This is a genomic window from Psychrobacter halodurans (assembly GCF_017498075.1).
GTDB lineage: Bacteria > Pseudomonadota > Gammaproteobacteria > Pseudomonadales > Moraxellaceae > Psychrobacter > Psychrobacter celer.
On sequence record NZ_JAGBKN010000011.1, the window covers coordinates 1 to 22,116 of the forward strand.

Annotated in this window: 20 protein-coding genes; 13 read left to right on the forward strand and 7 right to left on the reverse strand. The window is 48.9% G+C overall.

Features of this window, described 5'->3' with window-relative positions; all coding sequences use genetic code 11:
* Positions 1–334 precede the first annotated feature (334 nt).
* A complete protein-coding gene (locus J3491_RS06480; RefSeq protein ID WP_341534381.1) occupies positions 335–649 on the forward strand; it encodes a hypothetical protein in 315 nt (104 codons plus the stop codon).
* Between the two features lie 128 nt (positions 650–777).
* Here J3491_RS06480 and zapA read toward each other — a convergent pair whose 3' ends face one another.
* Both zapA and J3491_RS06490 read right to left on the reverse strand, forming a co-directional pair.
* Positions 778–1,191, reverse strand: a complete 414-nt coding sequence (zapA, locus tag J3491_RS06485) for a cell division protein ZapA (RefSeq protein WP_207969586.1) — start codon at positions 1,189–1,191, stop codon at positions 778–780.
* 65 nt (positions 1,192–1,256) lie between these two features.
* Positions 1,257–1,697, reverse strand: a complete 441-nt coding sequence (locus J3491_RS06490; protein WP_207969587.1) for a coiled-coil domain-containing protein — start codon at positions 1,695–1,697, stop codon at positions 1,257–1,259.
* Between the two features lie 228 nt (positions 1,698–1,925).
* On the opposite strand from J3491_RS06490, the gene J3491_RS06495 reads away from it, so the two are divergent.
* The 4 genes from J3491_RS06495 (at position 1,926) to J3491_RS06510 (ending at position 5,491) form a co-directional block, all read left to right on the forward strand.
* Positions 1,926–2,579 (forward strand): UPF0149 family protein, encoded by a 654-nt coding sequence (locus J3491_RS06495; RefSeq protein WP_100750004.1) that lies wholly within the window; start codon positions 1,926–1,928, stop codon positions 2,577–2,579.
* A 175-nt stretch (positions 2,580–2,754) separates the two neighbouring features.
* The gene (locus J3491_RS06500) at positions 2,755–3,237 is read left to right on the forward strand and encodes a nucleoside deaminase (RefSeq protein WP_100750003.1); all 483 of its coding nucleotides are present in this window, start codon (positions 2,755–2,757) and stop codon (positions 3,235–3,237) included.
* A gap of 53 nt (positions 3,238–3,290) precedes the next feature.
* Positions 3,291–4,526 carry an acetylornithine deacetylase gene (gene argE, locus J3491_RS06505; protein WP_207969588.1) on the forward strand — a complete coding sequence of 412 codons (1,236 nt, stop codon included), beginning with the start codon at positions 3,291–3,293 and terminating at the stop codon, positions 4,524–4,526.
* Positions 4,527–4,753: 227 nt separating this feature from the next.
* Positions 4,754–5,491, forward strand: a complete 738-nt coding sequence (locus J3491_RS06510) for a LysE family translocator (RefSeq protein WP_207969589.1) — start codon at positions 4,754–4,756, stop codon at positions 5,489–5,491.
* A 126-nt stretch (positions 5,492–5,617) separates the two neighbouring features.
* Here the strand turns inward: J3491_RS06510 and miaB are convergent, their stop codons facing one another.
* Complete coding sequence (miaB, locus tag J3491_RS06515) at positions 5,618–7,111, reverse strand: tRNA (N6-isopentenyl adenosine(37)-C2)-methylthiotransferase MiaB (protein ID WP_207969590.1); 1,494 nt, start codon at positions 7,109–7,111, stop codon at positions 5,618–5,620.
* Between the two features lie 451 nt (positions 7,112–7,562).
* Between miaB and J3491_RS06520 the strand changes: the two genes are divergently transcribed.
* The 4 genes from J3491_RS06520 (at position 7,563) to J3491_RS06535 (ending at position 12,599) form a co-directional block, all read left to right on the forward strand.
* Positions 7,563–9,575 carry a lytic transglycosylase domain-containing protein gene (locus tag J3491_RS06520; protein ID WP_424108351.1) on the forward strand — a complete coding sequence of 671 codons (2,013 nt, stop codon included), beginning with the start codon at positions 7,563–7,565 and terminating at the stop codon, positions 9,573–9,575.
* Between the two features lie 534 nt (positions 9,576–10,109).
* Positions 10,110–10,739, forward strand: a complete 630-nt coding sequence (locus J3491_RS06525) for a T2 family ribonuclease (RefSeq protein ID WP_172953123.1) — start codon at positions 10,110–10,112, stop codon at positions 10,737–10,739.
* A gap of 408 nt (positions 10,740–11,147) precedes the next feature.
* Entirely contained in the window at positions 11,148–12,137 is a 990-nt protein-coding gene (locus J3491_RS06530) for a malate dehydrogenase (protein WP_172953122.1), read from the forward strand.
* 222 nt (positions 12,138–12,359) lie between these two features.
* Entirely contained in the window at positions 12,360–12,599 is a 240-nt protein-coding gene (locus J3491_RS06535; protein WP_075100440.1) for a DUF2789 domain-containing protein, read from the forward strand.
* Between the two features lie 109 nt (positions 12,600–12,708).
* On the opposite strand, the gene ribF is transcribed toward J3491_RS06535, so the two are convergent.
* Complete coding sequence (gene ribF, locus J3491_RS06540; protein WP_207969592.1) at positions 12,709–13,749, reverse strand: riboflavin biosynthesis protein RibF; 1,041 nt, start codon at positions 13,747–13,749, stop codon at positions 12,709–12,711.
* A gap of 302 nt (positions 13,750–14,051) precedes the next feature.
* Between ribF and J3491_RS06545 the strand changes: the two genes are divergently transcribed.
* Positions 14,052–14,699: a GNAT family N-acetyltransferase gene (locus J3491_RS06545; RefSeq protein WP_100750097.1), complete on the forward strand. Its 648-nt coding sequence runs from the start codon at positions 14,052–14,054 to the stop codon at positions 14,697–14,699.
* 125 nt (positions 14,700–14,824) lie between these two features.
* On the opposite strand, the gene J3491_RS06550 is transcribed toward J3491_RS06545, so the two are convergent.
* The 3 genes from J3491_RS06550 to ampD form a co-directional block, all read right to left on the reverse strand.
* A complete protein-coding gene (locus tag J3491_RS06550) occupies positions 14,825–15,460 on the reverse strand; it encodes a hypothetical protein (protein WP_100749998.1) in 636 nt (211 codons plus the stop codon).
* A 109-nt stretch (positions 15,461–15,569) separates the two neighbouring features.
* A complete protein-coding gene (murJ, locus tag J3491_RS06555) occupies positions 15,570–17,120 on the reverse strand; it encodes a murein biosynthesis integral membrane protein MurJ (RefSeq protein WP_100749997.1) in 1,551 nt (516 codons plus the stop codon).
* A gap of 164 nt (positions 17,121–17,284) precedes the next feature.
* Positions 17,285–17,884: a 1,6-anhydro-N-acetylmuramyl-L-alanine amidase AmpD gene (gene ampD / locus J3491_RS06560; RefSeq protein WP_100749996.1), complete on the reverse strand. Its 600-nt coding sequence runs from the start codon at positions 17,882–17,884 to the stop codon at positions 17,285–17,287.
* 142 nt (positions 17,885–18,026) lie between these two features.
* Here ampD and J3491_RS06565 point away from each other — a divergent pair, with 142 nt between their 5' ends.
* From J3491_RS06565 to J3491_RS06575, 3 genes are all read left to right on the forward strand, one after another.
* Complete coding sequence (locus J3491_RS06565) at positions 18,027–20,129, forward strand: Lnb N-terminal periplasmic domain-containing protein (RefSeq protein WP_243456191.1); 2,103 nt, start codon at positions 18,027–18,029, stop codon at positions 20,127–20,129.
* Between the two features lie 9 nt (positions 20,130–20,138).
* On the forward strand, positions 20,139–20,975 hold the full coding sequence (locus tag J3491_RS06570) for an SDR family oxidoreductase (protein ID WP_207969594.1): 837 nt from the start codon (positions 20,139–20,141) through the stop codon (positions 20,973–20,975).
* A gap of 105 nt (positions 20,976–21,080) precedes the next feature.
* Positions 21,081–22,085 (forward strand): hypothetical protein, encoded by a 1,005-nt coding sequence (locus J3491_RS06575; RefSeq protein WP_207969595.1) that lies wholly within the window; start codon positions 21,081–21,083, stop codon positions 22,083–22,085.
* Positions 22,086–22,116 lie beyond the last annotated feature (31 nt).

Below are 22,116 nucleotides of genomic sequence, written 5' to 3' on the forward strand. Positions count from 1 at the left end.
TTAAAAATGGCGATAAAAATGAGATAAATCGCCGTCAAACAAGGAAAATAGCGCAGATAATATCGAGATATTAGTCAGCTATTTGACACCGTTTGACCAGATTTAGCCATTTTTAGCCCATTTAGATGGCTGTCGATTGAATTGAGGACACGCCCTAGTAACGACTATATCTATTATAGTCAAAGCTTTTTAGCCTATTTTGGCTGGTTTATATCGCATCTGCCAGCTCATTTAGCCCATAAAAAAGCTGGCCTTATATTTATTGCCAGCTTTTTGGGCGATGCTGCCGCACTGCATTTATTATATCTGAACCCATCTTCAAAGGAGCACCGCCGTGTTTGCTGTGATTATTGTGATTCTCATCATCTGGGCTGTGATGTGGGCCTTTTATAAGTTTATGTATCCGCGGCCGCCCAAAAGCATGATGCCGCAAAAAGGCGATGTGGTCACACCGCGCACCTGTGATTTTTGTGGCAATAGCTTGGCTGAGTACCGCGGTGTCCTCGAAACCAAGCCTGCATCTGTCACGGCAAATACTGCACAGCCAAGTGCTGGTAGTATGGAGACGGATAGTAACGTTTTGTTTTTTTGCAATTACGAGCATCAGGCAGACTATCATGCAGGCAAGGTATATGATCCTAATGCATAATGGCGGCTAGCCATAGTATCAAAAAGCGTATCAAAAAAGCGCTTGGCTTATAGAGCCAAGCGCTTTTTTATTTACTCATAAACTCTCTTTTTAACCTATCTATCAAACAGGCCAAAAGACACACTGGCCTACAAAATAGATTGGGCGTCTTTCATGATCTTTTTGAGTAGCGCCTCAGACTGTTTATCTTGCTGCAGGCGATCCTCTTCGCTTCTTTGATTGGCATGGATTTTTTCATACAAGTTAAGGCAGCACAGCACCAGCAGATTTTCTTGGCTCAGGCTGGGTGCCTCGCGTCTGAGATCCAGCGCGTAGTTATTGATATAAGAGACGGCAGACAGTAGCTCTTCTTGCTCATGGATCGGACAGTAAATGGGGTAGGTTACGCCCGCGATGACAATGTCGACTTTTTTGACTTGGGACTCGGGTGTCACAGGCTTGCTGGCAGCGCTTGCCGAATTTGGGCTGGCAGGGGCTTTGGAGGCGTTAGATCCTGCTTGCTTAGGCGACTTGTTTGCGGCATTGGTATGGTCATCAGTCATGATAAATCCTACAATATATGGGTCAGTAAATGGGGGTGTCAGCTATTACAGCGATCAACAAGACTCTAACCTTCGGCTTGGTCGATACGCGTGAGGCGTTTGAGGACAACTTGAGTACGCTCTGCTGCCAACTGGTTTTTTTTCTGTAATTCGCTATTTTGTTGTTTGATATCGCTATACTGCTGTTTTAGCTCATTATTATGCTGCTGCAATTCACGGTTTTGTTGTTGCAACTGGCTGATCTGTTTTTGTAGCTTATCTTGCTCTTCACCGATCATATGATGGGCTTCGGCCAAGCTTTGATAGCGCTTATCTAGATCGTTCAGTTGCTTTTTGGCACCGTCACGCTCGCTATGGCTGGTATTTAGCTTGTTTTGTAAGTCGGTGATTTGCTTTGGATCTGTGGTTGGGTGCTTTTTTAGGCTGCTAAGTTCAGCACTGACAAGCTGATACTGTTTTTTGATGTCGAGTATCATTTTCTCTAATGTTCTAAGTTGATCATACATAGTCAGTTTTTATCCTTAACAAGTAAGCGTGAATGAATTTTGTTTTGTGTATTTAATAATGCCATAGGTGACCGCATAATATCTATATCAACAAAGTAATTACATATACCTAAATCTTATCTATGTATTTTTTGGCTCAGCGCGATGAGTGATATCGAGCTGATTTTTTGTTTTATAAGCGATTTTTTTTGATTTTATAAGTCACAACCATTTACTAGGACAATTATTATGAATGACAATATCTCTGGCTGGAATACGTGGCTGACCGCATTTGACGACTGGAATGACGTATCGATAAGTGAGGTGCATGGCCTGATGACGGGGCTGATGACGGCGTGTAACGCGCCTGACGAGCAAGTATGGGCAAAGGTGTTTGAAGAGCTGAGCTTTGCGCCATTGCCTGAAGCGGCGCTGACCTTGCTCACAGAAGAGGCTGAAGACACGGTGTTTCAGCTCAAGGACAAAGACGATGCTTATGCGTATATGCCGCTGCTACCAGATGACGAACACGATCTATACGAGCGTGTGATGGCGTTGAAACAGTGGGCCAATGGTTTTATGACAGGCTTTGGTATCACTGATTGCCAGATCAGTAGCGAGGAAAACGAGATGCTGTCGGATTTGGCCAAGATTGGAGCAATTCGCCTGGCAGAAGATGAAGATTTTGAGGGCGGCGAAGAATCTTATCTATATATTTACGAGTTTGCGCGGATGGTGCCCGTGAGCTTTGCAACTCGCAAGCGCAAACCAGTAAAAGACATCGCGCTAATCGCTGGATTGGCCATCGATGCAAAGACCACCAAAGAGCTACAAGCAGAAGGTAAGTTGCCAAAACCAATGCCGCCTGTGGTGGATGCGATGAACCAAAATAACCCCTCTTAAACCTCAAGGGGGGACGACGCCTATATCGTAAATCCTAAATAAAAGGAGTACAGCTTTTATGTTTTATAGCTCTGTACTTATTCTTAACGGGTCGATGATAGGAAGATAAGCGCCTGCTGCAAGATGCTAAACAGCGCTGATAAAAACAGTGCTGATAAAAACGAGAGGAAAGCCGATGATTCATGATAGTGACTTGGTGCACTTGCGCCGCTGCATTGCTCTAGCTGCTGAAGCCGTTGCGGCAGGTGACGCGCCGTTTGGTAGTGTGTTGGTCGATGGCGAAGGTAGAGTGTTAAAAGAAGATCGCAACCGCGCCAATACGGTTGATCCCACGTACCATCCTGAGATCGCCGTTGCCAAATGGGCAGCTCAAAACATGACTCCTGAAGCACGTGCAAAAGCGGTGGTCTATACCTCAGGGGAGCACTGCGCGATGTGCTCAGCGGCGCATGCGTGGGCAGGGCTTGGTCGTATCGTTTATGTCAGCTCATCAAAACAGTTGAGTGAATGGATGGAGGAGTTTGGCGCAAAATCAGCCTCTCCTATTAGCGCTTTATCTATCCAAGAAGTGGCCCCAAACGTACCTGTCGATGGGCCGGTGGCGGGCTTAGATACCGAAATAAAGGCGCTATACCAGCGCGCTCTGCACAGAAAATAGCACAGAAGCCAGTGTTCTATATCGTGACAGGTACCTCATAATAAGGATGTTTTATGACTTTACACAGTGATGATCAGCTCAAAGACGACTCGTACGCTACTGGCTATCCTACGGATAGTATCGACTGGCTTAGGCGTTTGATTGGTTTTGATACCGTCAGTCGCCACTCAAATCTAGCGTTGATTGAAGATGTACAAGCGTACTGTGAGCAGTTGGGTTTGACCGTAGATCTGACCTTTAATGACGCCAAAGATAAGGCCAATTTGTTTGTCACAGTACCTGCTGGGGCAAACGCTGATGAGGTGAACCACGGTCTGGTGCTGTCCGGTCATACCGATGTAGTACCAGTGGAGGGGCAAGACTGGACGACAGCACCGTTTACTGCGACCATTCGCGGCGATAAGCTCTATGGCCGCGGTGCCTGCGACATGAAAGGCTTTATTGCTTGCGCGCTGACACTATTACCGCAAGCAGTAAAGCTGTCTCATGCAGGTCAATTGCGCCGGCCGTTGCATTTAGCATTGTCGTTTGATGAAGAGGTTGGCTGCTTGGGTGCGCCATTGCTGCTGGCAGATCTCAAGGCGCGCGGTATCACGCCTGATTATTGTATCGTCGGTGAGCCGACCAATATGACGATGGTTGTCGCGCATAAAGGCGTCGCGGTTTATCGTTGCCGCGTACATGGTCAGTCGGCGCATTCGTCATTGACCACGCAAGGTGTCAACGCCATCAGCTATGCCAGCCGTTTGATTGGTTATGTCGATGAGCTGGCAGACGAGATCAGCGGCCGTGATGACAATGATGAGTGGTTTGATGTGCCGTACTCGACGTTGTCTGTCGGCACCATACAAGGCGGCACTGCGACCAATATCGTGCCCAATCTGTGTGAGTTTACCTTTGATTATCGTAACCTGCCGCACATGACACAAGACGATATCTTGGTACCGATCAAAGCCAAGGTCGCAGAGCTAAGCGCGCAGATGCAAGCGCGTGCTGCTGATACCGGCATTGAGCTGCTACAGATGGAGGCCGTGCCTGCGATGACTGACAGCGACAGTGCCGAGCTACAAGCGCTGATAGCGGCGCTCACCGATGATGACACCCGCCACAAAGTGGCTTATGCCACAGAGGGCGGACAGTTTACTAATAGTGGTATTCCGACGATTATCTGCGGTCCTGGTAGTATCGAGCAGGCGCATAAAGCTGATGAGTTTGTCGCGCTCAGTGAGATGGCGCGCTGTGATGCGTTTTTGCAAAAGTTATTAGCAAGTGCTACATCGCAGTCGTGAGTTTAATACAGTCAATTTGATATAAAAACAAAACGACACAACGTTTCATTGGAACGCTTTGATAGCCACGTATCTGATGTATTTGGATTCGCCTATAGCGAGTCTGACGCATAAAATCGCTTGTTTTTTATATAAGTAGGCATAAAATACACCGTCCTTGTGGTGGTGTTTCCGTGTCTTCGTTTTCGGTATGTTTAGTTGTTTTTATAAAAAGTAGGGGTTGGCTGATGTCTTGGCATCTGTTTGCGATGTTTTTTGCAAGTACGTTTTTTATCTCGGCGACCCCTGGTCCTAATATGCTGCTGGCGTTTCAGTATGGGATGAACTATGGGGTAAAGCGCACGCTATGGACGCTGGCGGGTCTGAGCCTTGGGCTGTTTTTGTTGTTGCTCTCGACGCTACTGGGGCTCGATGTGATTAGCCGTCAGTCGCCGTGGCTGTTGACCCTGATTAAAACCGTTGGAGCCGCTTATCTGATCTATTTGGGTATCAGCTCTTGGCGTGATGCAAGTGCAGGAAGTTTGATGAATGATGCGCGCGAGATGAGCGAAGAGGTGGCGGCCGATTATCCAGAGAGCTTGCCGTCCTTGGCCGCGCACGACACGCCTCGGCCGCGTTCGCTCTCTAGCGCCGCGGTAAAGGTCTCGCCGAGCAATATGACGTTATTTCGTACTGGGGTATGGGTATCGTTGTCCAACCCCAAAGCCATTTTGTTTTTTGCTGCCTTTTTCCCCAAGTTTATCAATTTTAGTGCGCCACTATGGCCGCAGTATCTTATGCTGACTTGCGGGCTGTTTTTGAGTGAGACGATTTGGCAGATGGTCTATACGCTTGGTGGCAAAAAGCTGGCCAGCTGGCTAGATGTTGGCAGTCGCTTGGCATGGCTCAACCGTGGTTGCGGGGTGATATTTATCCTTATTGCAGCGGCACTATTGGCTGAGGTGTTAAATGGATTTATGGTTTAATCTTGCCAAGGTTGAATGTTCAAAATGACCTAGCTACTGTTAAAAAAAGCCGCTCTCTACTGAGGTAGAGAGCGGCTTTTTGATGAGCGTTTAAGAAGCAGGCGGCTGATACCTACGCAGGCGATATTACGCCAATACCTCGACCAGCTCCCCTTTGACCATGTGCGGGCTGACAAAGTCGGTCACGCGCACGCTGACGATTTTACCGAGTAACTCGTTCATTTGTGCCTCATTATAAGGGAACATCACCGTGCGGGTGTTATCCGCGGTACCAATCAAGCAATCAGGGTGACGGTCAGCCACTTGCTCGACCAAGACACGCGTCGTAGTGCCGACCATCTCATGGGTCTTGGCTAGCGTTGATTCAACAATGACTTTTTGAAATTCTGCCAAGCGCGCTTTTTTGGTGGCAAAGCTCACATTGTCAGGCAGCTCAGCGGCGGGCGTGCCCGGACGCTTAGAGTAAATAAAGCTGTACGAGTGATCAAAGTTCAACGCTTTTGCCAGGTTCAATGTATCTTGAAAATCCTCATCGGTCTCACCAGGGAACCCGATGATAAAGTCGCTCGATAAGTGAATGTCGGGGCGAATGGCTTTTAACTTATTGATCTGATTGATATAGACATCGATAGTGTGATTGCGTTTCATCGCCGCAAGAATACTATTTGAGCCGCTTTGTACCGGCAGGTGTAGGTGCGACACCAGCTCTGGCAGCTTGGCATAGGCATCGATGATATCGTCAGTAAACTCCAGCGGGTGGCTGGTGGTATAGCGAATACGCTCGATACCATCGACGTGCGAGACATAGTGCAGCAACTCTGCAAAACGGCAAATACTGCCGTCGTCTTTTTCGCCGCGATAGCCATTGACGTTTTGACCAAGTAGGTTTATCTCACGAATGCCTTGCTCGGCAAGACTGTCAATCTCGGCCAAGACGTCGTCGAGCGGGCGCGAGAGCTCTTCGCCGCGAGTATAAGGCACCACACAAAACGAGCAATACTTCGAGCAGCCTTCCATGATAGAGACAAAGGCTTTGTAGCCCTCGACACGCGGCTCCGGCAAAAAGTCAAACTTCTCGATACTCGGAAAAGAGACATCAATGGTACCAATACGGTTTTTGGGTGCGATATTACGCTGCTCATTTGATTGGTCATACAGCTCTGGCAGACGGTGCAAGGTTTGCGGACCAAACACCATGTCGACATAGGGCGCGCGCTTTTGGATATTATCGCCTTCTTGTGAGGCCACGCAGCCGCCGACACCGATGACAAGGTCAGGACGTTTTTCTTTTAGTTTGCGCCAGCGGCCCAGCTCTGAAAAGACTTTCTCTTGCGCTTTTTCGCGGATAGAGCAGGTATTCATCAGTAGGACGTCTGCTTCATCGATGTTGTGCGTGACCTCCATACCGTGTGAATCGCCGAGCACATCGAGCATCTTGCCAGAATCATAGACGTTCATCTGACAGCCTTGCGTGGTAACAAAGACTTTTTTGGTCGGGGCTTGATCGGCAGACATGCTGGCAGAACTTGAGTCTTTGAGTGCCGCAACGGTAGGCGCGCTCGCCGTTGTTGGGGTAACATTAGCGTCATCGAGGCGGGGATTAAATACAGTAACACTCATAAGGATAAGTCCATGATTGACTAAAATATAGCAGGGTAGCCGATTAACAGGTGGCGTATTTTATCACAACCCTGTGCCAATGTGAAAAATTAGCAAGGGTCATTAAGCGGCGATAGGGTGGGTTATTTCTAACAGTATCAATTATTTACTGCGATTAATCACCACTTTGCAAAATAACGCCGCTTACTATCACTTTTATGTTACACCGTACTGTCGTATTTATTAATAAAAGGTAAAGGTGATGGTTGAAAGTGCAACGGGTATAGTATGATAAGTGGCATACGCTTAGCGGTACGTGATAAACCGCTGTTTACCTATTGATAAAGACATAATAAAGAGAGTCAGTATGACAAAGTTGCGCGCCGCTCATAGTATCAAGGATAGAGCCTCTGTTCATCGAGAATACCGCCCATCGCGGTTGACCACCAGTACGCTGCGGTTTGGCGTCTTAATGGCGACAGCCCTTGGTGCGCTTGGCCTATCACAAGTCGCTTGTGCGGAGCTGACGTGGGGCGAGGATGACCGCTTTGAGCAAAAACCCAGTTATCAACAAGACAATAGCATTGACTCGTTTATGGCGGCGGCGATAGCAGCCGATCGGGGAGATGTCAGCGCACTGTATAATTACGAACAGTTGATGAGTGGTGGGTTGTTTGCGATGTACCCGACTTATTGGCGCATGAACTTGGATTTGGGCTCACAAAGCTCGGCGGCGGTGGCGCAGTTTGTCCGTCAGTATCCTAATACGGTCATGGCCGAAAAGCTGGTGGCGGACTTTGCTGAGACCAAAGCGGCAGCCAATGACTATGCCGCTGTACGGCAAGTGGCCAATCTGATAACCAATGCTGATAGCTCTGAGCGCTGTGCGGTGGCGCTTGGTTTTAATAATGGCGGTGATACCATGCGTGCCATGGCGGCCAAGTCTGATGTATGGCTGACCACCAAAAAGCAGCCTGCACTGTGTGATCAGCTGGCGATGGAGATGAACAATAACGCCTTGATTAGCAACCAAGATCGCGCCGCGCGCCTCAAGCGTATGCTACGTAAAGGCAAGACGGGCGATATCATGGCTTTGTCATCGCGATTAGGGACGCCCATTGCTTATGCGGCGTTGAGTGAGATTCAGCTCAACCCATCGGCGTTTTTTACGCGTTTTGGTCGTGAGCCTGCCAGCCAAACCAATCAATACTTGTACTTATATGCATTGGGCCGCGTCGCCGATAAGTCTTATCGTGAAGCAGCGCTACAGTTGGACTTTGATATCAAACAAGACAATCAGCGCGCGACACGCTTGCTCAATGACGAAACCCGCCGCTACGCCTATCGTATCCTTGGGGTACAGCGTATGAATCATAATACCGATGATGGGTTTAATGCTGAGGCGGTGGACTGGTTTCGCAATAGCTTAGATGATGACTTTAACTTTGAAGAAGCCGAAGACTATGCCATGGCCGCGATTCGCTTTAGCCGCTGGGATGATGTAGTCGAAGCCATCTCAAAGATGGATGGCGAAACCCAAAAAAGCAATCAGTGGCAATATTGGCTGGCACGCGCTTATGAGCAATCAAGTGATGCAGGTAAACGCGGCCTAGCAAAAAGAATGTATCAAAATATCGCCAAGAGTAATGATTACTATGGCCTGCTAGCAAAAGATAAAGTCGGTCAGCGTTTTGATGCCAGCCTTTTGGGCGGCAATAACTTGCCAACTGTCAGCGCCGCAGAGCGCGCCCGCGTCATGCAAAACCCACACTTTGCTCGTGCATTTGCACTATACAACTCTGACGCGAGTCGGGGCTATGCCAACCGCGAGTGGAACTGGGCTGTCAAGCAGGCCCGAGACAATCGTGATGACAGCCTCATCATTGCTGCCGCTCAGCAAGCCTATGACATGGGCTGGCTGGATCGGGCTATTTATGCGATTGATAACACCGATAGCGTAAACAGTCTGGCGCTATCGCATCCGATGCCGCACCAGAGCGCAGTGGTACGCTATAGCCAGTCGGCAGGCATCGATCCTGCGTGGGCTTATGGTATCATGCGTCAAGAGAGCCGTTTTGTGACGTCGGCACGCTCAAACGTTGGTGCCAGCGGCTTGATGCAAATCATGCCAGGTACAGCAAAGTATATCGCTCGTCATTTGGGCGAGAGCTATAGCGCCAGCCGTGCCAACAGCGGCGATACCAATATCCGCTATGGCACATGGTATATGGGTGATATCTTAGGCAAGCTCAACTACCAGCCAGTGCTGGCCACCGCAGGCTATAATGCTGGACCCAACAACGCCAAACGCTGGCAGCCTGTGTATGGCTCACTTGCGGCCGACCAGTATGTGGAGTCGATAGCTTTTCCTGAGACTCGTAACTATGTCAAGCATGTGATGGAAAACGCGACGGTATATAGCAGTTTGCTTGGCCGCAGTCAGCCGATCTCGCAGCGTATGGGCACCGTGCCAGCAGCGTTTTAATACTTTTATCCTTTAATAGCCATCAATGCCTCGTCTTTGATGGTTTGCCTTTGGTGGCTTATTTTAGGACAGATGTAGCGACAACATGGCCATTGCTCTTGGTGCTGCCGCTTTGGCACAGACCTGACTTTAGCAGGGAGTCGCACATATTGCGGTGTTACAGCTGCCGCCTTGCTCCGATGTTTACGTTTCTGCTATAGATTAAAAAAAACGGTTTGCTACCATGATTTTATTGTGTTGTGGTTATTGGCCTGTTGTTTAGCGCCAAAGTTTTGTGTTTATCAATTGGTAAGCACTCATGTTTTTGTTACCTTTATGCTTAGTAAGCCTTGCGATGTCCGATATCGACGTCTTTGTGCAGCCTTAAGTGATAGTCCATGTTTTGTCATTGCTAGATGTTTCCAGCCTCCTATGATCAAAAAATATTTTACCCTGTCTGTATTATCAAAAGCGAGGCATCCCTCATCATCACAGATGAAAATGCACTTGACTTATAAATCGGCGTCCAAGTTTAGCCCATCTGGCCGAGCCATTATGGCGTCATCTAGTATAGGCGTGCTGATCATATTGCAAGGCGTGATGTTGTTACCCGCGCACGCTGCTAGCACCGTCAAGACAGGACAGCGGGTGTTGATGATTGAGATGACCCCTGCGCTATGCAGCATCCAGCCGACACGCGCGCGCATGCGTCAATGCTTAGAAGGCTACTCTTTGACGGTGTCGGGGCTAGATATGGGCTATGGTGAGCGCTGCGGCGTGGGCAGTGAGCCGCGTCTGACACCGCTACAGCTAAAAGTCGTCAATCGTATCATGCCTGATACCACGGTTCGTAGTCAGGCATGGCAGCGTTACGGCGCTTGTAGCCCTCTGAGTGCGGCCAGTTACTTTCGTCAAATCACCAACTACGCGGGTGCGCTAAAACTCCCAAACGAGCTTAATACGGGTAACAGTTATACTGTGTCTAAGGCGCGATTTATCAGTCAAATGACGCGCTTAAATAGCGGTATGTCCGCCAGTGGTATTGATCTGATCTGTCAGGCTGGCAATCGTCGTCAGTCGATTTTGACCGACATCCATGTCTGTTATGATGGCAGTGATTTTGGTAAGTGCTATCAAGTGGTAAATAATTGCGGTAGCAAGTTTATCATCTCAGGCGGTAAGTAGGTGTTGTCGTACTCCAACATGGATACTGGCCGCTGTACTATTCGGGTATGAGCGCTGTTTTTTTGCAGGCTGTGTTGCCACGCTCTCTTTTTGGTGATTGTTTAAGGCCGTGTTTTAGTCTTTACTCGCTGTCTTTTATCTTGTTTCTACCTTGTTTTTACCCGTTTTTTTAAGCGCTGGTCGCCTCAGTGTTTTTGTGACCCCGTCGATTATCCTGTATAAAATGTAACAATATAATCCGCGAGAATCCGCGGCAAGCCTCTGATTGTCTCTAGACGATTTACCAAACGAAGTGCTACACTAGCTCTCGGTTTAGCGCTGCCTTTGAGCAGCAAACAAGTCGATATCTAAAAAGATAATCATCTATTACAATCATGAATGATCTAACCATCAATTAGGGAGTATTCAATGTCAATGAAACAGCCTTTACGTGTTGCCGTCACTGGTGCCGCTGGTAATATCAGCTACGCGATGCTATTTCGTATTGCATCTGGCGAGATGCTAGGTAAAGATCAGCCAGTTATTTTGCAATTGCTTGAAATCACACCAGCGCTTGACGCCCTAAAGGGTGTGGTCATGGAACTAGAAGACTGCGCATTCCCATTGTTGGCAGGTATCGTTCAAACTGATGATGCAAATGTGGCATTCAAAGATGCTGACTACGCGTTACTCGTCGGTGCCCGTCCACGTGGCCCAGGTATGGAGCGTAAGGACTTACTAGAAGCCAACGCTGCGATTTTCTCAGCACAAGGCAAAGCATTGAACGAAGTGGCTAGCCGTGATGTAAAAGTATTGGTCGTCGGCAACCCTGCCAACACCAACGCGCTAATCGCTCAGCGTAACGCGCCAGATTTAGATCCACGTAATTTCACTGCCATGACTCGCCTAGATCATAACCGTGCGATGGCACAGCTGGCCGAAAAAACTGACAGCACTGTCAATGACATCAAAAACATGACCATCTGGGGCAACCATTCATCGACCCAGTATCCAGACCTAACGGCTGCGACTGTCAATGGCAAACCAGCGCTAGAATTGGTTGATCGTGATTGGTACGAAAACACGTACATCCCAGAGGTACAGCAGCGCGGCGCGGCTATCATTAAAGCTCGTGGCGCCTCGTCTGCAGCTTCCGCTGCCAACGCTGCTATCGCTCATATGCGCACGTGGGCGCTCGGTACTGACGAGAACGATTGGGTCTCTATGGGTGTTTACTCAAATGGTGAATACGGTATCGCTGAAGGCCTTATCTACTCATTCCCATGCACATGCGCTAACGGCGACTGGTCTATCGTAGACGGCGTTGACGTGTCATCAGAATTCTCAAAAGAGAAAATGGCTGCTACTGAGCAAGAGCTGAGCGAAGAGCGTGATGCGGTAGCACACCTACTACCGTAAGCCATGACTTTGCTAAAAGTATGGTAGACAGCCATATAGAAAAGGCCCTCTTAAGATAGAGGGCCTTTTTTGTGCGTTGACATTTATTGAGACCCTTATCAATACAATTGATAACGTTAGATAAACGTGGATTAACAGCGAACAAAAAAAAGCTTGCTACAATAAATGGGTTCGTTGCAATAATAAGTACAATTAAACCTGCACCATTTAAGGAGAGACAGTATGCTAGGTGAACCTGAATATAATATGAATGAGCTATTTGCCCAGTTAGGACTCGATAGCTCTGATGAGGCGATTAATCAGTTTATCGAAAAAAACAAATTGGCCAAAGATGAAAAACTGGTAGATTCTGATATCTGGACGGACAATCAGCGTATGTTTTTGCAAGAGGAGTGGAAAAAAGATGCCGCTTGGGTAGAGACGATTGATGAATTAAATGTCCGTATGCATCCAGATGCCTAGAAGCTGATATATAAAACCTAATATATAGAAGTATTAAAGAAGTATAAAAAAACCCACAGTACAATATCGACTGTGGGTTTTTTATGTCTATCACATCTGAATATATTGCTCAATCAGGCTGCTGCGCGCGCCAAGCAATCAGCTCTTTGACATCATTATGGATACCTGTTTTTAGGGCGTCTAAGCTCTCATAATGGCGCTCGCCATGCAAATAATGCAAAAAGCGCACTTGTAGCGTCAGGCCATATAAGTCAGCTTGTAGGTTGGGGAAATGTACTTCTAAGCGCCAGTCGTGGGCTTTGTCGACAGAGGGGCGGGTGCCGATGCTGGCCGTGCCAAACAAACTGTGCGGACGCAAGCCTGTTATGCCCATATTGTCATCATTAGCCAGTTTTGTTAAACCATCTGCGATTGTCTCGCCTTTGTCATCCAAGCTGACCACATCGACGGCAAAGATACCATGCAGCGCAGGCTTTAAGCGCTTAAGCTCGATATTGGCGGTGGGAAAGTCCAGAGTACGGCCGATTTTATCCCCACTGATGACCTCGCCTGTCATTGTATAATCGCGGCCAAGCAAGGCGTTGGCCGACGCAATATCTCCTGCCAATAGCAAATCACGCACACGGGTTGAGCTGATACGTGCCGCTTTGCCGCCATCATCGACGACGGTATGCAGATTGGTCACGTCTAAGCCGTAGCTGCGCAAAAACGCACTGTCACCCGTCCGATCATGACCAAATTTAAAATCATCTCCTAGCACCAAGGCTTTGACGTTTAGGCGCAGTGCCAGTAAATCTGCGAATGCCTGCGCCGATAGCGAGCGAAACTCATTGTCAAATCCTGCGACAATGAGTGTCTCTACGCCGTACTCTGCAAGTAGTGTCTGCTTTTCTGCCAAGTTAGTGAGGCGAGCAGGGGCGCTTTCTGGCGCAAAAAACTCACGTGGCTGCGGCTCAAATATCATGACAGCAGCGTCAAGCCCACGCGCATCGGCGATATCGCGTACTTGGGCGAGCATCGCTTGATGGCCTAAATGCACACCATCAAAGTTACCGATAGTGAGCACACAAGGCGCTAGCGCTACTGGGTGAGTATGGGCAGGCAGGGCGCTTGGTGTGGCAATCAGTTGCTCAAGAAAATAGGTGTTCATAAATGTCAGCTATGATAAATAAGACCAAATAAAGAAGGAAAAAACACGTTCAGATAAAACATTTGAGGTGTCTAAAACCAGCCATTATAAAGTAAAATAGCCATACTAACATCTTATGGTCTATGGATAATACCAGTATCAAACGAACCAGTATCAAACGATTTGTGTCAGCGATGGCTGCATCGCAAAAAACGCGTTTGTTGATCTGCGCTATCGCGGCTTTGCTATCTGTTGATGAAGGTCTAGATGGTGAGTATTATTTTCCCAAATACCCTGTGTCGCTTTTTAGCTCTGGACATTCTATGACTGCTACTTCTTTACCTGCTTTGGCCCCGTCTTACCATCTCAATGATGTATGGTCGGTACAGCATGCTAGAGCAGAGGACTTGCCCGAGGTTGTGGCGATTTACAATCAAAGTATCGCTGGCAAACAAGCCACAGCGCAGCTGACACCAGTGACCTGTGAAGAGCGCGCCGCGTGGTTTGCCGAGCACATAAACAGTCCGACGCGGCCTATTTATGTCGTTAGAGCTAGGGCTCAATCGAGGGAGCAAGCGAGCGAGGATACAGCTCAAACAGTGCAAGCGGTGCAAACCAGTCAAAAAACATCACCAATCGTGGCGTGGGGCAGTTTTAGCGACTTATATGCGCGTATGGCTTATCATATCAGCACAGAGATGAGTATCTATCTGCATCAAGACTATCAAGCAAAGGGTTTAGGCAGTTTGCTGACACGCTGGATGCTGACGCAAGCACCAAGCCTTGGTATTCATAATGTCGTCGCCCTAATCTTTGCGCACAATCAGCCAAGCTTAGGACTGTTTGGTAAGCTTGGCTTTGAGCAGTGGGGCTATATGCCAAAAGTATGCGATATGCAGGGGTTTGTCGCTGATGTGGTGATGCTCGGTAAAGCGGTGACGTCAGATGGCATCTCAAATAAAACGTCTTAAATGCGTTGGTTTGGCATCTTTTGACCGAAGATGTTTATCATTTGAGCGGCCTTTATATAAAGAGTATTCATCTAAAGGACATTTATCAAAAACACCTTAACTAAGCCACATTAACCTAAACCACATTAACCTAAAATTTTCCACTGACCATCTATCTTTTGCAGCTCATAAGTCAGCGGCGCAGGCTCACTTTGGCCTTTTAGCATCAGCTCGCCTGTGATGGTGGCACGCGTTTTATCATCACTATACTTGGTATCCGTAATGGTGACGCCATCGACTGTTTGTTGAAACGCTGACTGAGTGTTGGCCAGCTCTTCTTCAAAGTTTGCCATATTCACTTCATAATATGAGGCGGATTTTTTGGCATCACCATAATATAAGCTATCTAGCGCTTTTTTTACCGTATCTTCTGGCGTGTCTGCTTCGGTTGGATTAGTGACCAAGCTTTTTTGCTTGGCAGAGGCGGTGACAGGATTGACATTATCACTATCGATAGCGGTTTTATCTTCAGTATTGGCCGCTATCTGCTCACGCTTCACGTCATTGTCGCTATCGACTGTCTCTACTGCAGTCGTTAGGTCATCCTCAGAGGTTTTGGCAACAGCTGCTGTCTCTTCAATAGCTGCGGTATCTGCAGTATGATTGGCAGCTGTCTCGACATTATCATTATTGCCACAACCACTCACAAGTAAGCCGGTGCTTAGAACGCTAGCAGTGAGTAAGGTCGGTAAGCGTAGTAAGGTGGATTGTTTCGTTGTCATATTGACCCTTAAAATTTATGTATTCGTTAAACGTCAATTATCACAACTATCGGCTTCACGCACTATCATTTCTCATATAAGGCTTGTTTTGGTTTGGTAAAGGCGTCGTTTAGCCATGTTTGAGCTGGCGCGGACGAAAGCCTGTGGCCAATAACACCACGCCATAGACCGCTGCGCCCACCGCACACATGACGAGCAGAGCAATGATACGCTGCCACTGCGCCTCATCGGTTGGAAAATAAGGCAGCATGACGTACAGGGCGGCAACCATGGCACTTGTAGCAATCGCAAACTGAGCAAACAGTTTTTTCCAATGACTACCAAAGCGAAAAATCTCACGCTGATATAAGAAATAATACAACAAGCCGGCGTTGACAAAGGCGGCACCTGTGGTGGCTAAGGCCAATCCGCCATGTAGCGGCATCTCTAAAAAGTAAAAAATACCGATAAAAACCACGCTAAAAATCATATTGGCAAAGACAGAGATAATACCGATTTTTACTGGGGTTTTGGTGTCTTGCCGCGCAAAAAACGCAGGCGCAAAAATCTTAATCAGCATAAAGCCTAAAATACCACCCGCCATACTACGCAGCGCCAGCGCGCTCATCTGTGAGTCACGCAAAGTAAACTCTCCGCGCAAAAACAGCGCCTGCATGAGCACGTCGGCTAAGATAAATAACGCCGCCGACGCTGGCACGCCCACCAAAATAATCAGACGTGCCGCCCAGTCGATGGTTTTTTTAAAGCTGACATCGTCTTTTTGCGCTTCGCTCTTTGATAAGCTGGGCAAAATCACCGTCCCAATCGCCACCCCGATGAGCCCAAGCGGTAGCTCGCTCATGCGCTCAGCTGCATAGAGCCAAGAGACTGAGCCGCCTATCATCAATGAGGCAAAGACGGTATTGAGCAGCAGATTAATCTGGGTGACCGAGACACCAAAGATAGCGGGAAGCATCAGCTTTAGAATACGTCTGACCCCTTCATGCTTGAAGTCAACCTTGGGCGCGACCAGCAGCTTTTGTTGCCAAAGCTGCGGCAGCTGTATCAAAAACTGTAGCAATCCTGCGATAGCCACTGCATAGCCGAGCGCCATGATCGGTGTATCAAACATCGGCGCGAAAATCAGCGCACCACCAATCATGCACAAGTTTAATAATACGGGGGCGAAGGCTGGTGCGGCAAAGCGGCCATAGCTTTGTAGGATACCGCTGGCAAAGGCGGTCATAGAGATAAACAGCAAATACGGAAAAGTCAGGCGCAGCAGCTCAGCGGTGATGGCAAATTTGTCGGGTTGTTCAGCAAACCCTGGGGCAAACAGTGTCACCACCCACGGCGCAATTAAAATCACCAGCACCGTCAGCATGGACAGCACCAGTAGCAGCGCCCCTGAGGTACGACTGACCAAGATCTGCACCTGCTGTAGGCTATATTTTTCTTTATACTCAGACAGCACAGGGACGAATGCTTGGCTAAAAGCGCCTTCGGCAAACAGACGCCGCAAAAAGTTTGGAATCTTAAAAGCGACCAAAAAGGCATCCATCAGGCCACCTGCACCAAACACGCCCAATAACACCACATCACGTAGCAAGCCTAAAACACGAGACAGCATGGTCATGCTACTGACCACCATCGTAGAGCGAAATAACCGACTTTTTGCCATAAGAACCTGTTTTGCTATGTTGTTTACTGATAAGGGGCTGCTGATAAGAAGTTACTGAGTGATGGGTGTCAAAAAACTGACAAATTATAGCACTTTCGTTATCGAGATAAATGGAACGACTGTGGAAATGCTACCAGCCAGCCAGCCAGCCAGCCAGCCAGCAGCTATCCTGCCATTTGATGAGCAATAAGCTCACGCAGCCGCGCCCATTCAAAAAACTCGCCTGGATCGGTCTTGCGTCCAGGGGCGATGTCGCTGTGTCCAGTGAGGTGACGGCGGGTGTTGGGGTAGGCGCTATATATAGCCGCGACGACGGCTGCAAGCGTGTGGTATTGCGCGGCGGTAAAGGGCACAAAATCAGACCCTTCAAGCTCGATGCCGATGCTATAATCATTACACTCAGGTCGCCCAAGGTAGTTGGATCTGCCAGCATGCCACGCACGCTCATTGAAGTTAACAAACTGCGTAATTGCGCCATCACGTTCTATGAACAGGTGCGCTGACACTTCAGCACCTTTGATCGTCTGAAAATACGGATGGGCGTCCCAGTCCAACTGATTGGTAAATAGTGCTTTGACATAATGCACACCATCAGAGCCGCATGCGCCAAACTCGTTGGGCGGTAGACTGATATTGTGAATGACAATGGTATCAATGGTGGTGTGCTCAGGTCGCTTATTAAAATTGGGTGATGCAAGCCAAGTGGCGGCCGATAGTAGGCCATCATCGATAGTCATGGATGATGGGATGGTTGAGCTGGGCATAATGTTCTCTTTATATTGTCGTTTTCGTTATAAATAGGTTGAGCGCAGATGTCAGATGTATGTCATCGATGATGGTGGTTAGCATATTTAGTTGTTATTTAGATTAATATTCACTCATATGATAACGGGCGAGAGTTTCCTCATGTCTACAAAGCCGAGTTTTTCTGTAAATTGTACCTCAAGCGCTACTCGCCTGCGAGCGTGCTGCGTGCGTGCACGTTTGCCTTTTGCAGTGGCAGCGCTGCTACTCTCAGCGCAAGTGCAGGCTGTGTTGCCGACGCCTGCGCCCTTGGTGATGACAGGCGAGCTGGCGGCTGCGCCAACCATCACGGCTGATATTAGCCATAGCCTAACGCCGCAGACTGATGGCACCTTGCATAGTCAAAATAGCGAAGCCGAGCAATTATTAGCCACATGGCGTCAGCAGGTGCAAGCGCACAGTCTGGCTGAGCATACCACTTGGCGGCGATTGTTGTACTTTTTGGATGATAAAAAATCGCTCTTTAATAAGGGCGCGTCCAAAAGCCTTATCGATAGTCCTACGTTTTTCCTCAGCACTGACGGCCAGCACGACGCTGGCGCTGAGCTGGATGCGCTGCTAGTGGCCTTGGCCGAGCAGAGGGTCGCACCGCCTGAGTCCAAACCCAGCAGCGATGCACAGTCAGCTATTTGCCGGTTTCCTGCGCGCACACACTGGCTCACTCAGAGGCTAGGCATTGATAGCTCAAGCTTGCAAGCGGACTGCCCTGAGCTGACAGAGTGGATGGCGATGCTAAACCCCGAGCAGCTGTCCATTATGTTTGCTGAGGAGTACTTGGACAATCCAATCTCCGCGTTCGCCCATACCTTGCTACGTATCGACTCACCGATCAGTGCTGCTGACCCCAGTCAGATTCACCATGCTTACGCCCTCAATGACACTGTCGATGGCGACCCTGACGATGCGTTTGCTATTTATGCCATTAAAGCCACCAGCGGCGGGTATAATAATAGAATTGAGATCGACCCTTATCCCGAAAAGCTGGCCAAATATCTCAAAGACGATGAGCGTGACGCGTGGACGTATCAGTTGGACTTGACACCCGCAGAGGTGCAGCAGATCATCCTGCATGTGTGGGAGACTAAGGATTTAGATATTCCTTATTATTTTACCACGGACAACTGCGCCTCTGAGATTCTGCGTCTGATCGATGTGGTGCGCCCCGAGCAGGATTTGCTCAGCCAGCTGCCTTATGTGGTCATTCCCTCCGATGTGGTCAAGCTGCTTGATGAGGAGTCTTTATTGGCAGATGCCCGTTATACCCCATCTGATAGTACCGTGCGTCAAGCCGAGCTAAATAAGGCCAAGGCGGCCGCACTGGGCTATCAAAATCTCACCAATGATGACGCGAGTAATATTCAATCAGCCGCGCGCAATGTGGCATCGAGTATCTCAGCTGGCGATAAAAAAACCATCATAGATCATGGCATTATTGCCTCCGACAACAACCCAATCGATAGACATCCATTGCAAGTGGCTCAGATTGGCGCAGGTCAGCGCGGTGATAATGGCTACCTTGATGTGGGGTTGCGTTTGGGACTCCATGATACCTTGGATCGTGCTTCAGGATTTCCTCAGTTTTTTAATCTAGAGGCACTGGCTGCGACCGTGCGTTTTTATGAGACAGACACCAGTAAAGACCATGAGCCGGACCGTGTGGTATTAGAGAATTTTACAATCCTGCGAGGTCGCTCTTTTAATCCTGTCAATACCGCCAAACAAGGCAAAACCTGGGGCGCCAGTGTCGAGGCGACCCGCGTAAATGATGGCTCGCAACCATCAGGGCGCGATCACTTGGTCGGTAGCACCGGCTATGAGACGGGTTGGTCGTGGGCGCTTGGCAGCCCAAAAGCTGGTAGCGGAGAGATGCCGCCGCAGCTATGCTACGCCCTATTGTCAGGGAAGGGGCAAACAGGCCGCGGCATCCATAAAGGCTTTCGTCTCGGTGCTGGGGTCAATGCAGGCTGTGACTATCAGATTAACAATCAGTTACGCGCGCAGGCCCAATTGCAATTGCCATATTGGTATCATGGCAGCAGTGACGACCCAGACGTTCGCAGTCATTATTGGCAGCCAATCTCAAGCATCGGCCTACAGTACGATATCGATAAAAATCAAGCAGTGCGCATCAATGCCAGCTATGAGTGGCAGGAGCGTATCGACGCCAATGACGATATACAGCTGTCATACCGACGCTATTTTTAAGGATATAAAATGAGTATGCACCTACTGATTATCGGACAAGGCGACATCGGACTGCCCGTGACCAATAAACTGGCGCAGGACGGTTTATCAGTCACCGGTCTTGCTCGCCGCACCCGCGAGCACTATGATTTAAATGATCAAGCAAGCTTTATGCAAGCAGATGCCTTGTGCTTGCGCGCTGATGAGCTACAAGACTTTACCCATCTGGCGATTATCGTCACGCCGGATGACTATTCAGCCAGCGGTTATCAAAACAGCTATTTGGCGATTGCTCAGCATGTAGCGGCGCTGGCCGAGCAACTGCCACATCTGACGCGCGTTGTGTTTATTTCGTCAACGGGTGTTTATGGGCAAGATGGCGGCGAGTGGATAGACGAAGAGACGGTGCCGACCCTGCCTGAGCGCGAAGCCTCGCAAATTATCTTGCAAGCAGAAAAGGTACTGCAGCAAGGCTTTGCTGATCGCGCCATTGTTATTCGCCCTAGTGGTATCTATGGGCGCGAGCGTCTTATGCGCCTGCGTCAAGCCCGCGATCCGCAAAAAAAGCCCGTCGCCGCTGCCCACTGGAGCAATCGTATTATGGATAGCGACTTGGTCAATATCATCGTCAACGTCTTGACCATTGCTGCGCCAAAGCCGCTTTATATTGCGACGGATTATGCGCCAGTCACCACCTTGGAGCTTGGTGTTTGGCTCAGTGCGCAAGTGGGAGAAGTACCGCCAGCGATAGCGGATGAAAAAACCGCTGTCACGGGCAAGCGTCTGCACAGCAATATACCATTAGCGTGGCTTGATTATCCTGACTGGCAAGTAGGTTACCGTGATATTTTGCGCCATCAAGCGTAAAATAGCCGTCTATCATCAACCCTATCGTTCAGTTATTTTAAAACCGATACAGCACAGTTGGTACTTATTTCGCGCTTATCGTTTTTTATTATTGATGGAGATTTCATGACCCAGCCTTCTACTTCTGAGAGCCGCTTATCTACTGCAAAGCACGCAGCAGGCGACATGCTGGCAGAAGGCAATGCTGAGCGCTCCTCTACGTTGCCTGATAGTCAGCAGCCTGCCATCGTGCACCCTAATTTTGACCCAAGCCAAGCGCCGCTCGATCCTGCACGGCCGCTGAGTGATATTCCAGAGCCAGCGCGGCGGCTAAACGGTCAGCTGCGCCGGCTTTACGGCAACTCTGCGCGGTTCTATCAGCCTTGTACCAGCAATTTATCGAAATGGGCGCTGATTGCCTCTGAGGCGTTGGCTGAGCATTTGGCGCTATTACAGGCAGCAAAGCTTGTCGAGTTGCCTGACAGCTTTTATCAAAACCACAGCGAACAGCCGCTACTATCGCCACTAAGTGACATGATACTGTTGGATATGGCCGATATCCATCAGGCCATGCGCGCGTATCCAGCGCTCCATCGTTATGGTTTTGCGCCTGCTGATCGCTCAGTAAAAACCCACCAAACAAGCACAGGCTCGCCTAAGAAGACCAAAGCTTCTACCGCCTCCTTGCGCGCTCTTATCAAGCGCTATAATCCTGACGAGTTACTAAGCGATGCCTATGCCGATGACTGGCAGGTGATCCTGCAGCCGCAGCAGTTTGAAACGGGCGAGGGCAGCTTGGCCACTGACATCATGGCGTGCAGCGCGGCGGTTCATGCGCTAAAGCAGTGCCAGACGCGTAAAAGTATCAATCAAAGCTATAGTGCGGCGCAAGTGTGCCAGTACGTACGCAGCTATTTGCTCAGTCAGGTGATTTGTGAGCCTGCGCAGCGCCATGTTTATAGGCAAATTCGAGTGTTTGCAGGGCATATCGTGGTCGCCGCCTACCATTTGGGCTGGGACATACAAGTCAGCCACGACAGTCACTGTTACTTTAACCTCTCATCGCGTAATGGCTTATTGATGCGTTACCCCAATATGCAGGATTATGCCATCAACGGTTGGTCAAGCTGATCAATAATGCGTACAATAACGCCACTTTTTT

Coding starts and splice junctions, on each gene's coding strand:
- J3491_RS06520 (WP_424108351.1), top strand. CDS start 7,563: ATGGCGACAGCCCTTGGTGCGCTTGGCCTATCACAAGTCGCTTGTGCG.
- J3491_RS06500 (WP_100750003.1), top strand. CDS start 2,755: ATGATTCATGATAGTGACTTGGTGCACTTGCGCCGCTGCATTGCTCTA.
- J3491_RS06575 (WP_207969595.1), top strand. CDS start 21,081: ATGACCCAGCCTTCTACTTCTGAGAGCCGCTTATCTACTGCAAAGCAC.
- murJ (WP_100749997.1), bottom strand. CDS start 17,120: ATGGCAAAAAGTCGGTTATTTCGCTCTACGATGGTGGTCAGTAGCATG.
- zapA (WP_207969586.1), bottom strand. CDS start 1,191: ATGACTGATGACCATACCAATGCCGCAAACAAGTCGCCTAAGCAAGCA.
- J3491_RS06530 (WP_172953122.1), top strand. CDS start 11,148: ATGTCAATGAAACAGCCTTTACGTGTTGCCGTCACTGGTGCCGCTGGT.
- J3491_RS06565 (WP_243456191.1), top strand. CDS start 18,027: ATGTCTACAAAGCCGAGTTTTTCTGTAAATTGTACCTCAAGCGCTACT.
- J3491_RS06570 (WP_207969594.1), top strand. CDS start 20,139: ATGAGTATGCACCTACTGATTATCGGACAAGGCGACATCGGACTGCCC.
- J3491_RS06550 (WP_100749998.1), bottom strand. CDS start 15,460: ATGACAACGAAACAATCCACCTTACTACGCTTACCGACCTTACTCACT.
- J3491_RS06510 (WP_207969589.1), top strand. CDS start 4,754: ATGTCTTGGCATCTGTTTGCGATGTTTTTTGCAAGTACGTTTTTTATC.
- argE (WP_207969588.1), top strand. CDS start 3,291: ATGACTTTACACAGTGATGATCAGCTCAAAGACGACTCGTACGCTACT.
- J3491_RS06535 (WP_075100440.1), top strand. CDS start 12,360: ATGCTAGGTGAACCTGAATATAATATGAATGAGCTATTTGCCCAGTTA.
- J3491_RS06490 (WP_207969587.1), bottom strand. CDS start 1,697: ATGTATGATCAACTTAGAACATTAGAGAAAATGATACTCGACATCAAA.
- miaB (WP_207969590.1), bottom strand. CDS start 7,111: ATGAGTGTTACTGTATTTAATCCCCGCCTCGATGACGCTAATGTTACC.
- ampD (WP_100749996.1), bottom strand. CDS start 17,884: ATGCCCAGCTCAACCATCCCATCATCCATGACTATCGATGATGGCCTA.
- J3491_RS06495 (WP_100750004.1), top strand. CDS start 1,926: ATGAATGACAATATCTCTGGCTGGAATACGTGGCTGACCGCATTTGAC.
- ribF (WP_207969592.1), bottom strand. CDS start 13,749: ATGAACACCTATTTTCTTGAGCAACTGATTGCCACACCAAGCGCCCTG.
- J3491_RS06545 (WP_100750097.1), top strand. CDS start 14,052: ATGACTGCTACTTCTTTACCTGCTTTGGCCCCGTCTTACCATCTCAAT.
- J3491_RS06525 (WP_172953123.1), top strand. CDS start 10,110: ATGGCGTCATCTAGTATAGGCGTGCTGATCATATTGCAAGGCGTGATG.